The organism is Micromonospora sp. WMMD729 (assembly GCF_049315225.1).
Classification (GTDB): Bacteria; Actinomycetota; Actinomycetes; order Mycobacteriales; family Micromonosporaceae; genus Micromonospora.
In genome coordinates, this window is record NZ_CP186059.1 from 5,825,807 (window position 1) to 5,839,863 (window position 14,057).

General features: G+C 71.5%; 13 protein-coding genes. 2 read left to right on the top strand and 11 right to left on the bottom strand.

Going from position 1 to position 14,057, the window contains the following annotated elements; genetic code table 11:
- From ACN263_RS26760 to ACN263_RS26770, 3 genes are all read right to left on the bottom strand, one after another.
- The gene (locus tag ACN263_RS26760; protein WP_422737019.1) at positions 1–852 is read right to left on the bottom strand and encodes a GSU2403 family nucleotidyltransferase fold protein; all 852 of its coding nucleotides are present in this window, start codon (positions 850–852) and stop codon (positions 1–3) included.
- Positions 830–1,927, bottom strand: coding sequence for a hypothetical protein (locus ACN263_RS26765; RefSeq protein ID WP_422737020.1), 1,098 nt, complete (start codon positions 1,925–1,927; stop codon positions 830–832). The genes ACN263_RS26760 and ACN263_RS26765 overlap by 23 nt, the downstream gene beginning before the upstream one ends.
- Before the next feature lie 199 nt (positions 1,928–2,126).
- Positions 2,127–2,567, bottom strand: coding sequence for a hypothetical protein (locus ACN263_RS26770; RefSeq protein WP_422737021.1), 441 nt, complete (start codon positions 2,565–2,567; stop codon positions 2,127–2,129).
- Between the two features lie 238 nt (positions 2,568–2,805).
- On the opposite strand from ACN263_RS26770, the gene ACN263_RS26775 reads away from it, so the two are divergent.
- Positions 2,806–3,222 carry a helix-turn-helix domain-containing protein gene (locus ACN263_RS26775; protein ID WP_422737022.1) on the top strand — a complete coding sequence of 139 codons (417 nt, stop codon included), beginning with the start codon at positions 2,806–2,808 and terminating at the stop codon, positions 3,220–3,222.
- 175 nt (positions 3,223–3,397) lie between these two features.
- On the opposite strand, the gene ACN263_RS26780 is transcribed toward ACN263_RS26775, so the two are convergent.
- From ACN263_RS26780 to ACN263_RS26790, 3 genes are all read right to left on the bottom strand, one after another.
- Positions 3,398–4,453 (bottom strand): hypothetical protein, encoded by a 1,056-nt coding sequence (locus tag ACN263_RS26780; protein WP_422737023.1) that lies wholly within the window; start codon positions 4,451–4,453, stop codon positions 3,398–3,400.
- Positions 4,454–4,576: 123 nt separating this feature from the next.
- Positions 4,577–6,706, bottom strand: coding sequence for a DEAD/DEAH box helicase (locus tag ACN263_RS26785; protein WP_422737024.1), 2,130 nt, complete (start codon positions 6,704–6,706; stop codon positions 4,577–4,579).
- A 62-nt stretch (positions 6,707–6,768) separates the two neighbouring features.
- Positions 6,769–8,556 (bottom strand): BTAD domain-containing putative transcriptional regulator, encoded by a 1,788-nt coding sequence (locus ACN263_RS26790; RefSeq protein WP_422737025.1) that lies wholly within the window; start codon positions 8,554–8,556, stop codon positions 6,769–6,771.
- Between the two features lie 142 nt (positions 8,557–8,698).
- Between ACN263_RS26790 and ACN263_RS26795 the strand changes: the two genes are divergently transcribed.
- A complete protein-coding gene (locus tag ACN263_RS26795) occupies positions 8,699–9,517 on the top strand; it encodes a hypothetical protein (RefSeq protein WP_422737026.1) in 819 nt (272 codons plus the stop codon).
- Between the two features lie 215 nt (positions 9,518–9,732).
- Here the strand turns inward: ACN263_RS26795 and ACN263_RS26800 are convergent, their stop codons facing one another.
- The 5 genes from ACN263_RS26800 to ACN263_RS26820 all read right to left on the bottom strand — a co-directional run bounded on the left by ACN263_RS26800 (position 9,733) and on the right by ACN263_RS26820 (position 14,054).
- A complete protein-coding gene (locus tag ACN263_RS26800; RefSeq protein WP_422737027.1) occupies positions 9,733–10,479 on the bottom strand; it encodes an SDR family NAD(P)-dependent oxidoreductase in 747 nt (248 codons plus the stop codon).
- 134 nt (positions 10,480–10,613) lie between these two features.
- Positions 10,614–11,705 carry a branched-chain amino acid ABC transporter permease gene (locus tag ACN263_RS26805; protein WP_422737028.1) on the bottom strand — a complete coding sequence of 364 codons (1,092 nt, stop codon included), beginning with the start codon at positions 11,703–11,705 and terminating at the stop codon, positions 10,614–10,616.
- Positions 11,702–12,592, bottom strand: a complete 891-nt coding sequence (locus ACN263_RS26810) for a branched-chain amino acid ABC transporter permease (RefSeq protein WP_422737029.1) — start codon at positions 12,590–12,592, stop codon at positions 11,702–11,704. The genes ACN263_RS26805 and ACN263_RS26810 overlap by 4 nt, the downstream gene beginning before the upstream one ends.
- Positions 12,589–13,311, bottom strand: a complete 723-nt coding sequence (locus tag ACN263_RS26815) for an ABC transporter ATP-binding protein (protein ID WP_422737030.1) — start codon at positions 13,309–13,311, stop codon at positions 12,589–12,591. The genes ACN263_RS26810 and ACN263_RS26815 overlap by 4 nt, the downstream gene beginning before the upstream one ends.
- Positions 13,311–14,054, bottom strand: coding sequence for an ABC transporter ATP-binding protein (locus tag ACN263_RS26820; protein WP_422737031.1), 744 nt, complete (start codon positions 14,052–14,054; stop codon positions 13,311–13,313). Before ACN263_RS26820 ends, ACN263_RS26815 begins: the two co-directional genes overlap by 1 nt.
- Positions 14,055–14,057 lie beyond the last annotated feature (3 nt).

The window sequence follows — 14,057 nt, forward strand, 5'->3', positions numbered from 1 at the left end:
TCAACCCGTCGCGGGTGTGTCGAGTGACCGGCCAACCAGAGCAAGTAAATCGTCAGCCAAGGCAGCGGCAGCGGCCGACACGACAGGGGGATCACCGATACCCTGCTCGGCTCTGCCAGCCATCACCGACCCCGGCGCTTCGGGGCCTGCCGGAAATAGATCTGCCAGGAAAACCAAAGCCTGTTCGGTGACCTGTTGCGCCAAATCATCCGCCCGCAACTTCGCCAGGCTGGCGGCGAGCCGCTCGGTCCGCACCGCAACCAGGAGACGGTAGATGTCGTGCGCGTCCTTGTCGACAAGGCGTTTGGGCGTCTCCTGCCGCTCGCCAATCTTGTGCAACTTCGCCACCAGCAGAGCGGCAGGGCCGGCGACATTGGCCGCATAAACCCGACTGTCGCCCGGAGCAAGCGCACGTATGTCTATTGCGACGTGATCGACAACAGCCGCCTCCAGTCCAACAGCCCTCCTGGCTGCGTTCCGGGCGTGCGGCGGAATTTTGACGGCACGGCGACCCGACCCTCCAGCAAGCGCTTCAGGAACCATCAAGTCGACAGGAATGCCTTTTGGGTTCAGCCACGCCCCAGGCTGCTGCGCCTGGACATTGAGATGAAACCCGGCTGACCGCATAGCCTCCTCGAGCAACGGCTCCTCGGGAAGGACGCGCGCGTCAAGGGCCAAGTCGCAATCCTTGGTCGCCTCCGCAAGCGCGACAGGCGCGGCACCGGTGTGCAGGTAGACCGCCTGCGCCCCCACCACGACCACAGCGTCGGCGTGGTGACGGAGAGCTTCGAGGGCATCCAGTAATGCGCTACGCGCGGCAACAAGTAGATCAACGTCGCCAAGCTCGCTCATGCCCCTCCATCCAATCGAGGAGTTCCTGTCCCTCAGCCGGGGTCCGACCAGGGCCCGTCAGTAGATCAACAGCGGCTTGGCTCGGCGCTACATAAAGTAGGCCTTCATCGTGCGCCAGCCGATCGAACACGACGTCGTACTTTCCGTGCGCCACCAGTACGTTCGCGCCCGTTTCAACGGGACGCAGCTTGAGTCTTCGGGCGAGCTGTTCCGCATCGTCGGCGTAGAGCATCGCCAGCCTGGCCGGAGCATGGGGCGCTAGACGATGGGCCGCCAGAGACCCCGTCAATGCGTAACGCAATCCGCTCGCCTCACGCAGGTCCTCCTGAAGGGCTGGTATGCCTCGCGGACTCAGATAGGCGTTGACACTGTTGCTGCGCTGAAACCCGTAATCCTCACTCCATCTCTCCAGGATCCGACGCCACTTGACGTCCATGATCGGCCCCCCTCGGGGGCGTGTCACCAGCGCTTCGCGCTCCAGGAAATCAACCACGCGATACGTCGCACCTGTCGATGCCCCTGACAGCCGTATCAGGTCTGGAACCGTCATACTTCCGGCGAAGTCCACGAGGGCCCGCACCACACGAGCAGCCGGGGGGCCTTGCAGGGTGCCGCGTGGCCTGCCGGGCCCGCGCCACGGATCTCGATCGGCACCCCGGTCACGCAGGTAAATCGCTGGGCGTTCAAGCGATATGTGCATGTTGCCAGTGGCGTCGACATAGGAAAGGTTACGTTCCTCCAGCCACTTCCGGGCAGAAGAGCCGATGTACCGTGCCGCGATCATGGGCACCGGGGACTCGACGTGGGACAAACTGTAGGAACGAAGTTGATCGAGGGTGCTAGCAAGATCGCCCGCAATCACCGAGCGTTTCGCCTCGATGAAGAAGGTCGCTCTCGTCCCGTCCGGGGCAACCAGATTCGCTACACCGTCGATCCGGCTTCCCGTCTCTTCCTCCGCAAGGTTGATCGACCAGCCCGCCGGCAGCCGGTCCACGACGAGCGCCACGGCGCGGCGGAGCACGTCGATCTCCCGCTCCGGCGGCTCGCCAAATGGCACCTTGCCTGAGGTCAGCACGTCTCACTCCGATGACAGCTTCGGGTAATTAACGTCTTCCGTTCCGAACGGAACCAGCGTATATCCCGAATCCATCCCCAGCCGAACATAATGCTCGCACCGGCGTGCCGCTCGTGGACGGCCGAGCGCGAGCCAACTTCAACTCACCTCGTCAAGTCGGACCTTCTGCGCGCGGAACTGGAGTTCCGCCCAGGTCAGCTCAGCGTCGGCGGTCGGCGCTGCTACCCCGGTCCCGGCTGCCGGAGCGGTCGAAGACCGCCACCCGGTCCCCGCCGTTGCGCGTCGGGCGGTCCTCGTCGACCGGGCTGCTCGGGAAGGGCACCACCTTTCCAGAGCTCTCGGCGTTGCCGGCGGCCGTGAACGCGTTCCAGGAGATGTCGACGAGCAGCTTCTTCGTCTCGGCGTGCCGGACCGCTGCGTTCTGCTGGAGCGCCATCCGTGCGCCCAGCACCACGGCGACCAGCGTGGTGGTGATCGCGCCGGTGGCGGCGAGCACCTGGACGCCGGTCGCCGCGTCGGTGCGCAGCACCAGGATCAGCAGCCAGGTCCAGAACCCGGCGGCGAAGACGCCGGCCTTGGCGACGAAGAAGAGGCTCACCGCACCGGGCTGGTACGGCTGCGGACGGCGCGATTCGGCCATGGTGCTCCTCGGCGGTGGTCCGGGCGAACGCGGCAGGCGCGCGTGCGCCGTGCCGGGACGGGCACCGAGCTTAGTGGAAGAACGATGATGATCGCTCGGTACCGGTCCGAATACTGCCCGAGGTGGAGTCTCATCGGTGGGACAGTTTGTGCGGTCAGTCAGTGGTTTCCGATCCTCGGCGTACTACGCTCGGAGGCGCATCTTCCCAGTGCGCGGCCGGGAGGGAAAGACATACCGGATGGGTTCCGCAGACGTAACACCGCAGATGGCGTTCGCCCGCTTCGTCCGGCGGGCCATCGACGACGCCCGGGACGAACGCGGATGGACGGTGACCGATCTGGCCGCACACACCGGAGTGGGCCGCTCGACCGTGTTCCGTTGGCTCGCCGGTGACTGGCAGGACTACCCCGAACTGGCCAAGGTACGCGGCTTCTGTGCCGCCCTGGATCTGCCGGTGGCCGCCGCGTTCCGGGCTCTCGGGCTGCCCGACGCGGGCCCGGCGCCCCGCCGGCGCAGCGAGGAGGGCCCGGTCGACGCCGACGTCCGCGCCATCCTGGACCGACTGGCCGACCCCACCGTTCCGGCCGAGGAGAAGCACCACATCCGCGACCTGCTCCGCTACCTGGCCCGCCGCCCCACCCGCCGCGCCGGCTAACCCCAACCCCTCCCCCGCGCCCCACCGCGCCCGCCCCGCCCCCCGCCCCGCCCCCCGCCCCGCCCCGCGCCGTTGATCATGAAGTTATTGCCACGACACGCCGACGGGAGTGGCAATAACTTCATGATCAACCCAGGCCGGCCGGCCGGTTGGGGTGGGGGTGGGGGTGGGGTGGTTAGGGGATGGTGAGGGTTAGTTCGGCGGTGTGGACCTTGGTGGCTACCTGGAAGTCCAGGTAGAGGCGGTACCGGCCGGGGTTGGGGATGGTCAGCCAGAACTTCACCTGGCCGTCGACCAACTCCGGTTCGGGGTGCACGTGCAGGTAGCCGAGGTCGCCCTCGCGCAGCGCCACCAGGTGCCCGTACGCGCCGAGGTAACGCTCCAGCGCCGCGCCGCCGTCCGGACCGTCGATCCGGAAGGTCAGCGGCACCGTCACCCCGGCCTGCGGACTGCCCTGGTAGCCGACCCTGAACCCGTCCACCGTCGTCGAGGTCGCCGGCGCGGGCAGCGGACGCGGCTGGTACGCGCCGGGCACGACCAGGTCCACGCCGAGGGTCACGGCGCTCTGGCCGCCGTTGTCGGCGACCACGGTGAAGTCCGCGTACGCCCGCCAGACGCCGGGCTGCGCGAGGGTCATCGGGACCGACCAGATGCCGTCCGGCGTCATCGTCGGGTGCAGGTGCTGGTAGCCGGTCAGATCCCGACGGACCACGATGACGTGCATCGGCTTGTCGTGCACGACGGCGAAGCGGGTGACCGGCCGGCGTTGCGCGTCGCGTACCTGGAAGCGCAGTTGCTCCGCGCGTCCGGCCGGGAACTCGGTGCCCAGCGGCACCAGCGTGTATCCGCCCGAGCTGACCGACAGTCCGCCGGGCTCGGCGGCAGCGCCCTGGTCGACGCCGGTGACGGAGGCGTGGTCGTGGGCGGCGGTGCCCGCCGGGTGGGTGTGGTCGGGAGTGAGCGTCGTACCGCCGGCGCTGCCCCCGAGGCCGGTGCCGCCGGTGCCGGCGTTCAGGCGACCCAGGCCGAAGCCGAGCAGGACGGCGAGCACCAGACCGCCCACCACCAGCGCCATCCGGACCGTGCTCCGGTCGGGCGCCCCCGCGCCAGCCCGCTCCGAAGGAACCTCGCCTACGTCCGACGAGGGCGCGCCGACCTGGGCCGAGGCGGCGGGGCTTCCGTCCGACACGGCCGTGCCGGCCTGGTCAGGCACCGCCGGAGTCCCGCTCATCCCGCCACCGTACCGCCGTGCCCGGTCGGTTCCGGCCGACGGCGGGACAGCGTGGCGGCCGTCGCAATCCGCCCGGCCCGGGAACTTTCCGCACCGCAGCCGTCGACGGGCGGTCGGAACGGGTCAGCCGGCCACTGCGAGGGCGAGCGGGAGCACGTCGGGAGCGCCGGCCCGCCGTAGTTCACGGGCCACCATCGCCATCGTCCAGCCCGAGTCGACCAGGTCGTCGACGAGCAGCACCGGCCCGTCCAGTGCGGCCAGCGCGTCGGCCAGTTCGGGCGGTACGGAGAAGGCGTCGTGCAGCGCGCGTACCCGCTGGGCGCTGTTGCCGCGCGGCCCGCCGGGGCCGTCCGGGCCGGTCGCGGTGACCGCGCCGAGCAGCGGCAGCCGGCCCACGGCGGCGATCCGCTCGGCCAGCGAGCCGACCAGCCGGGGCCGCCGACGGGAGGAAACCGCGACCACCCCCACCGGGCGGCGCGGCCACGGGTCGTCGCCGTGCGCCCAGGCCTTCAGCACCTCGACCACCGCGCCGGCCACGTCGTCGGGCACCGGCGCGTCGGGCGACTCCGCGCCGACCAGGTCCCGCAGCCGACCGCCCCACCCCAGGTCGGAGAGGCGGCCGACCGCGCGGCCGGGCAGCGCCTGGTCCGCCGGGGCGATCCGGCCCTTGAGGGGTACGCCGACAGCCTCCAACCCGGTGGGCCAGAGCTTCTTGGGGGCGATCTCGACGCCGGGGCGGCCCAGGAACGTCTGCGCGGCGGCGAGCGCGGCCGTCGAGGTGTCCGCCGCGAACAGTGGGCCGGCGCACCTGTCGCACCGGCCGCAGTCGGTCGCCCCGGTGTCGTCCAGGCGCTCGCGCAGGTATCGCATCCGGCAGTCGGGTGTCGACGCGTACTCCCGCATGGCCTGCTGCTCGACGGTGCGCGCCTGGGCGACGCGGCGCAACCGGGCCTCGTCGTAGACCCAGGGCTCGCCCGTGGCGAGCCAGCCACCGCGCACCCGGCGGACCGCGCCGTCCACGTCGAGTACCTTGAGCATCAGCTCCAACCGGGCCCGGCGCAGGTCGACGAGGGGTTCGAGGGCCTGGGTGGAGAGCGGCCGGTCGGTGTGCAGGGCGGCCAGCACCGCCCGGACCTGCTGCTCCGGCGGGAACGCCAGCGAGGCGAAGTAACGCCAGATGGCGGCGTCCTCGACGCCGGGCAGCAACAGCACCTCGGCGTGTTCGACGGCGCGCCCGGCGCGGCCGACCTGCTGGTAGTACGCGATCGGCGACGGCGGCGCGCCGAGGTGGACGACGAAGCCCAGGTCGGGTTTGTCGAAGCCCATGCCGAGCGCGCTGGTCGCCACCAGCGCCTTGATCTTGTTGTCGAGCAGGTCCTGCTCGGCGGCGCGCCGGTCGGCGTCGTCGGCCTGCCCGGTGTACGACGCGACCGGGTACCCCCGGGAGCGCAGGAACTCGGTGGTCTCCCCCGCTGCCGCGACGGTCAGCGTATAAACGATGCCGGAGCCGGGCAGCTCGTCCAGGTGGTCGGCGAGCCAGGCCAGCCGGTGCGCCGGGCTGGGCAGGTCGAGGACGCCGAGCCGCAGCGACTCCCGGTCCAGCGTCCCGCGCAGGACGAGCGCGTCGCCCAACTGCTCGGCGACGTCCTGGGTGACCCGGGCGTTGGCGGTGGCGGTGGTGGCCAGCACGGGCGTGCGCTCGGGCAGTTCGGCGAGGAAGGTACGGAGCCGGCGGTAGTCCGGCCGGAAGTCGTGCCCCCAGTCGGAGACGCAGTGCGCCTCGTCGACCACCAGCAGACCGGTGGTCGCGGCCAGCTTCGGCAGCACGCCGTCGCGGAAGTCCGGGTTGTTGAGGCGCTCCGGGCTGATCAACAGGACGTCCACCGCCCCGGCCTGGATCTCGGCGGTGATCTCGTCCCACTCGTCGAGGTTGGCCGAGTTGATGGTGCGGGCCCGGATGCCGGCGCGGGCAGCCGCCTCCACCTGGTTGCGCATGAGCGCCAGCAGCGGCGACACGATGACGGTCGGGCCGGCCTGGTCGCCCTGCCCGCTGTCGCGCAGCAGCGCGGTGGCCACGAAGTAGACCGCCGACTTGCCCCATCCGGTGCGCTGCACGCACAGCACCCGTCGCCGGTCGACGACCAACGCCTCGATGGCCCGCCACTGGTCCTCGCGCAGCCGGGCGTGCTCGCCCGCCAGCCGGCGCAGCACCGCCTCGGCCCGCTCCCGTACCGCCGCCCGCTCGTCGCCCATCCGGCATTTCTACCAGCGCGGTCCGTCAGAACCCCGGCCCGCGCGGGAGGTTCCGGTCACGATCAGGGTGTTCGCGCCTCGTCGGGCCGGGGTGCCGGGGGCAGAAAGAGCAGAAGGTCGCGGAGGGGCTCGGTCGTGCTCGGCGGCAGCAGGCAGCGCGCGGCGAGCTCCTCCATCGAGGCGTACGGGCCACGCAGCCAGCGGTCCATGACGATCTGTCGGCCCTGCTCGGACGTCAGCCCGGGCAGGGCCGTGAGCACCTGCTCCGGGACCGCGTTGACGTCGACCAGGCCGCCGTCGTCGAAGGTGCGCGCCAGGTCGGGCCGGCCGAGCCGCCACTCCTCCCGGGCCGCCGGGTAGTGGTAGAGCAGGTAGCGGGCGTGCTCGCGGCGGATCCGCCGCTCCTCGTCGGCGCGCCCCCGGGCGCTGTCCGGTCGTCCGGTGATCGCCTCCCAGATGCTGAGCAGGATCACGTGCATCGCGCCTGCCATCCAGGTGATGAGGCCGAGGCCGCAGAAGGTCGCCGCCGTCGGTCCGGACACCTCGGCATCCGGACTGTCGAGGTCGAGCAGGATCACCTCGATCACGACAAGCGCCAGGTAACCGACACCCGCGAGCGCGAGACGCCAACTCCTCCGCCACGCCGCGTGGGCCAGGATCACCAGCCAGGTCAGGCAGCCGAACGAGAGCAGGACGAGCGCCGTACCGAAGATCGTGACGGTCCGGCTCGCCCAGTACGGCCTCGGCGGTCGCGCCGGGTTCGTGGGAAGCAGGGGTGGAGGCGGCGCGGCCAGGGCGGCCGGCGACACCGGTCCCGGCGGGGCGGGGACGGGACCGCCGGGTACGACCGTCGGCGTCACCAGTTCGGGCCGCGCGGCCAGCACCGGCGGCGGCACCGCGAATTCGAGCCTCGCGGCCGTCACCGACGACGTCGGTTCGGCGGAGGGCGGCGCAACCGTCACCGACGTCGCCGGTTCGGCGGAGGGCGGCGCGGCGGTCACCGGCGTCGTCGGTTCGGCGGAGGGCGGTGCGGCGGTCACCGGCCATGGCGTCGCCGGTTCGGCGGGCGGCTGCGCCGCCATCAGGGTCGGGTCGGAGCGCAGGATGCGCCGGTGCAATTCCCGCAACGCCTCGCCCGGCTCGATGCCGTACTCCTCGCGGAGCAGCTCGTCGAACTCCCGGTAGGCGGTCAGCGCCTCGGCCTGCCGCCCGCCGCGGTAGAGCGCGAGCATGAGCTGGTGTCGCAGGCGTTCCCGGACGGGAAACTCGGCGACCAACTCCACCAGCTCACCGACCGTCTCGCGGTGCTGCCCGAGGTCGAGCCGCAACTCGGCGCGGGTCTCCAACGCCACGGCGCGCAACTCCACCAGCCGCTGCCGAGCCGCCTCGAAGTTCGGTCCGGTGAAGCCGGTGAACGGTTCCCCCCGCCAGAGGTCCAGGACGGTGGACAGCCCATCGAGCGCCTGTTCCGCATGCCCGGTCGCGTGTCGCTGGCGGGCCGCCTGGACACCGCGTTCGAAGCGGACCGCGTCCACCGCCTCGGGGTCCACCCGCAGCGAATAGCCGGCATCGGTCAGGCTGAGCACCTGCCCGGGCGTACGCGGGGACCGGTCCGGTTCCAGTACCCGGCGCAGCCCGGCCACGTACTTCTGCACCACGTTGGGCCCGTTCGCGGGCGGCTCCTCCGGCCAGACCGCGTCGACGATCTGCGCCGTGGAGACCGGGCGGCCGGCGGCGAGCAGCAGTACGGCGAGCACCGCCCGCTGCTTGGCCGGACCGAGGTCAATCTCCCGGTCGGCGTACCAGGCCCGCTGAGGCCCGAGAATCTCGAAACGCAGTTGGCCTGACATGCGCGTTTTCGCTCCTGACACCCCCGGGACCGCCGGACGGCAGTGCCCGGCAGCCGGACGGCAGCATATCGGCAGCCGAACCGCCGTGCCGGCCCGCAGCATTCTCGTCGGCAGAAGCCACGCAGCGAGAAAGAGACATGTGATGACACAGGCAACGGGCACCGCCGGCACCATCCGACGGACGGTCGGTACGGCCGCAGCCGTACTGGCCGCGACCACCCTGCTCGCGGGTTGCGGCCCGGACAGCGAGCCCGCCGCGGCGCCACCGAGCAGCCCGTCCGCCAGCCCGAGCGTCAGCCCGAAGGACGCGCTCCTCGACGCCGTCCCGGATGGCACCGAGGGGGCGTTCCGATTCAGCGGCAAGGACGCGTCGAGCACGATCGACGGCCGGATCGACCCGGCGGCGAACGCATTCGAACTCAACATGGTCATGCCGCCCGACGAGGGCGTCGTGGTGAAGATGTCGTTCCTGGTGATCAAGGACCAGAACTGGGTGAAGGCGAAGTTCAGCGGCCGTCCCGGCCTGCCGAAGTTCCCCGACAAGTGGATGAAGCTGGACCCCACGAAGCTGACCGACGCCGCGAGCATCCCGACGTACGACGGTGTGGACCAGGGCAACACGGGTCCGCTGATCCAGGCGGCCACCGAGGTCGAGGAGAAGAGCCCCGGCACGTACGTCGGGTTCATCGACGTGAGCGCCGGGGAGGCGGCGAAGGCGCTGGAGGACGGTGAGGCGGCGGCCCTCGGCGAGGCCGGCAAGAAGGTGCCGTTCACGGCGGCGGTCGGCGCGGACAAGCACCTGGCGTCCCTGACGCTGAAGATCCCGGCCGCCGGTAAGGCCAAGGCGTACGACTACGTCGTCAAGTACGCCGACTACGGCAGCGCCCCGAAGATCACCGTGCCGACCGGCGCCGCCGCCACGAAGGCCCCGTCAACGGCGTACGAACTGCTGAACGGCTGACCCACGATGAGCGGCGGCCACACGGGGGGCCGCCGCCCATCCGCCGCCCCTCCCGCCCTCCCGCCCCTACCGACCGGCCCCTCCCCCTCCCTCTACCGACCGGTGATCAAGAGATTGGCGTCATCGATGGGCCGAATTCTGACGCGAACCTCTTGATCAACACGGCCGGCGGTCGGCGGCCCGGCGGTCGGCGGCCCGGCGGTCGGCGGCCCGGGCTATCGGCCCAGGACTGAGCCGCCGTTGACGCCGAGGATCTGACCGGTGACGTAGCCGGCGGCCGGGCTCGCCAGGTAGCGGACGGCCTCGGCGATGTCGTCCGGCAGCCCGGCCCGCCCGACCAGGGTCGCCGCGACCCGCTTGGCGTGCCCCTCGGGGGTCATCCGGTCGCCGAAGAACTCGGTCTCCGCCACGTAGCCCGGGCTCACCACGTTGACCGTGATCTGTTCCGGGCCGAGCTGCGCCGCCAGGTCGTACGCCCAACCGTGCAGGGCGGCCTTGCCCGCCGAGTACGGACCACCGCCGCCCCGCTGGGCGGAGATCGAGCTGACCATGATCACCCGACCGCCGGGCCGCCGCAGCAGGGGCCGGAGCGCCTCGGTCAGCAGGACGGCGGTGAGCACGTTGGCGTCCAGGTTGACCCGCCAGTACGCGGCGGTCCCGGCCAGCGTGTCGGTCTCCCCGGCCAGGTAGCCGCCCGCGTTGTTGACCACCACGTCGACCGGCCGGCCGTCGACCGCCGCGAGGACCCGGTCAAGGTGTTCCGGCTCGGTCAGGTCCGCCACCACCGGAACGACCGCCTCGGATCGTCCACAGTCCGCGTTGATGCGCTCGGCGGCAGCCGCCAACACGTCCGCCCGCCGCCCGACGACGAGAACGTCGTACCCGTCCCGCACGAGCGCGGAAGCGACGGCAGCCCCGATCCCGGTCCCACCCCCACTGACCACCGCAAGCCGCGATTCCATCTGCCTACCTCCCCATCCCAGAACCCCGTCGATCATGAAGTTATCGCCATCCGACACGGCGTGTCGTGACGATAACTCCATGATCACCGGGGCCGGGCCGGGCCGGGGGCCGGGCCGGGGCGGGGCGGGGCGGGTCAGCGGCGGAGGGTTCGGGTCAGGTGAGCTAGGCGGGGGGCCAGGCTGGTCAGGCCGCCAGGGAAGAAGTAGACCGCCAGGATGAAGACCGTGCCGAGGACGAACAGGGGCTGGCTGAGCGGGCGGCTGAGGACGGCCGGCAGGTTATCCACCGCGTCGCTGGTGCCGAATGCGGTGAGGCGGTGGTCCAGGTACATGTAGAGGACACCGCCGAGCACCGGACCCCACCGGGTGCCCGGACCGCCGAGCACCACCATGACCAGCAGCGACAGGGTCAGCTCGGACGAGGTGATGTGCGGCGACGCGCCGCCGACGATCAGGACGTAGACCACCCCGCCCGCCGACGCCAACCCGCCGGCCAGGGTGAAAGCGACAAGCTTGTAGCGGTACGGGTCCAGCCCGAGCACGCCGATCCGTCGCTCGTCGTCGCGCAGCCCGGCGAGCACCCGACCGGTCGGCGACCCGCTGACCCGGTGCACCACGAAGACCACGAGCGTCAGGTACGCGAGCGCCAGCCAGTACAGGTTGACCGTGTTGGTCACCCCCACCAGGGCGGCGGGCAGCCCGGACACGTCCAGCGGCAGTCCCTCCTCGCCGCCGGTGAGCCCACCGAAGTCCCGGGCCACCAGGATCGCCCCGACCTGGGCGAACGCGAGGGTGACCATGGCGAACGCGATGCCCACGGTCCGCAGGGCCACCGCACCGAGCAGCGCCGCGAGGATCGTGCCGCCGGTGATGGTCAGCAGCGCCGCCTGCCACAGCGGCAGCCCGGCCCGGGTGACGAGGATGTCGGTGCCGTACACGCCGGCCGCGAAGTAGAGCGCGTGGCCGAACGAAAGCATGCCGGTCCGGCCGAAGAGCAGGTCGTACCCGGCCGCCAGCCCACCGAAGATCAGGCAGATGGCGAGCAGTTGCAGGGTGCCCGGCGAGTTGACCGGCCCTTCGAAGATCCCCGGGAGGGAGATCGTCGAGTACGGCAGGACCGCCATCACGACGAGCGCGACGAGCGGCAGGAACGGGCGGACCCGGTGGACACGGCCTGGCTTCGGCACGGTGGGCGTCGGCGTCGGTGTTGTCTGAAGAAGCGTCATGCCGTTGCCACCTTTCCGGCGATGCCCTGCGGGCGCAGCAGCAGCACCACGGCCAGCAGCCCGACCACGCAGATGTCGCCCAGCCCGGACGTGCCGTAGTAGTTGACGAACTGCTGCACCAGCCCGACCACGACCGCCGCGTACGCGGAGCCGACCACCGAACCCATCCCGCCGATCACCACCACGATGAACGCGAAGATCAGCAGTGAGCCGCCCTGTCCGGGCGAGACGGTGCCGAAGTAGACCCCGCCGAGCGCCCCGGCGAGCGCGGCAGCCGCCCCACCGATGGCGAAGACCAGGGTGAACGCCTTGCGGACGTCGATGCCGAGCGCGGTGACCATCTCCCGGTTCTCCACCCCGGCCCGGATCACCAGGCCGTACCGGGTCCAGCGCAGGAACGCCAGGATCGCACCGAGCACCAGCACCGCCGCGATGATCAGCAGCAGGCCACCGTTGGGCACCTGCGCACCCAGGATTCCGGTCACCTGCCGGGTCCAGTCCGGGCGCGGGAACGGTCGGGCGTCCGCGCCCCAGGTGGCCTGGAGCAGCGCCACCCCGGCCAGCGACAGACCGACGGTGACCAGCACCTGCTCGATGGTGCGGGAGTAGAGCGGGCGGATCAGCACCAGCTCGACCAGCACCGCGACGAGCGTGCCGGCGGCCACCCCGAAGGCGACCGCGAGCACGAAGCCGAACCCGTCGGACCCCGCGCCCGGCAGGTTGCCCGCCGCCCACCAGGTGCCGTACGCGCCGACGCCGAGGAACAGCCCGTGCGCGAAGTTCAGCACGTCGGCCAGGCCGAAGACCAGCGACAGGCCGGACGCGACCAGGAAGTACAGCGCCGCCAGGCCCAGCCCGGTCAACGCCAACAGAATCACGGTGCTCACGCCTTCACCTCCGCGCCGACACCCAGCAGCGACTTCGTCAGCGCGGTCTCCAGCAGCAGGTCCTGCGCGTCGCCGGTCCAGGCCACCTTGCCGGCGGCCAGCACCACGGCGTCGCGGGCGAGCCGCCGGACCACCGCCAGGTTCTGCTCGACCAGCAGCACCGGCACCGACTCCGCGACCCGTTCCAACACCTCGGCCACCTCGGTCACCACCTTCGGCGCCAACCCCTTGGTCGGCTCGTCGACCAGCAGCAGCCGGTTGTCGTTGAGCAGCACCCGCCCGATCGCGAGCATCTGCTGCTGCCCGCCGGAGAGCGAGCCGGCCCGTTGCCGTCCGCGCCGGTCCAGCTCCGGAAAAAGAGCGAAGACCTTGTCGTACGCCGGGGTGGTGCCCCGCCGTTCGGCGAGCCGCAGGTTCTCCGCGACGGTGAGGCCGGCGAACACGCACCGGTCCTCGGGCACGTACCCGAGCCCGCCACGGACCAGCCGGTGCGTGGGCCGCGCCAGCAGGCTCTGCGCGCCCATCCGGATGGTGCCGCGTACCTCCCCGGCGGGCGGGGTGAGGCCGACGATCGCGCGCAACGTGGTGGTCTTGCCGACGCCGTTGCGCCCGAGCAGGACCGTCACGCCGGTCGGGGCGACCTTGAAGGACACCCCCTGGAGGATGTGCAGCCCGGAGATCCGAACCGACAGGTCCTCCACGGTGAGGATCGGTTCCATCAGAGCGCCTCCCCGAGATACGCCTCTTGCACGGTCGGGTTGGCCATCACCGTCTCCGGGGTGTCGCAGGCCAGCAGCGCGCCGTGGTGCATGACGGCGATCCGGTCGGCCAGTTCGAGGATGACGTCCATGTGGTGCTCGACCATCAGCACCGACCGGCCGCTGTCACCGGTCAACGACTTGATGACGGTCACCAGTTCGGGCACGTCCTCGGCGCTGACCCCGGCCATCGGCTCGTCCAGCAGCATCACCCGGGGTTCGCCGGCGAGCAGCAGCGCGATCTCCAACTTCCGCTTCTCCCCGTGGGCCAGGGTGCCGGCGAGCGCCGTACCCCGGTGGGCGAGGCCGACCCGGTCGAGCGCCGCGTCGGCGGCGGCGGCGACCTCCCGGTCGGCCGCCGCCCGCCGCCACAACGCCATCGAGCCCCCGCGGTGCGCCTGCACGGCGAGCCGGACGTTCTCCCGCACGCTGAGCGAGCCGAAGACCGAGGACGCCTGGAAGGTACGGCCCAGACCGAGGCGCGCCCGCTTGTGCGGCGGGAGCGCCCCGATGTCCTGCCCGTCCAGGGTGATCCGGCCCTCCGTGGCCCGGCGCAGGCCGGTGATCAGGTTGAACAGTGAGGTCTTGCCGGCGCCGTTCGGCCCGATCACGCCCAGGAACTCTCCCGGCGCCAGGTCGAGGTAGACGCTGTCGACGATGGCGACCTCACCGATCCGCCAGGTCAGACCGCGGGTGGCGAGCATTTC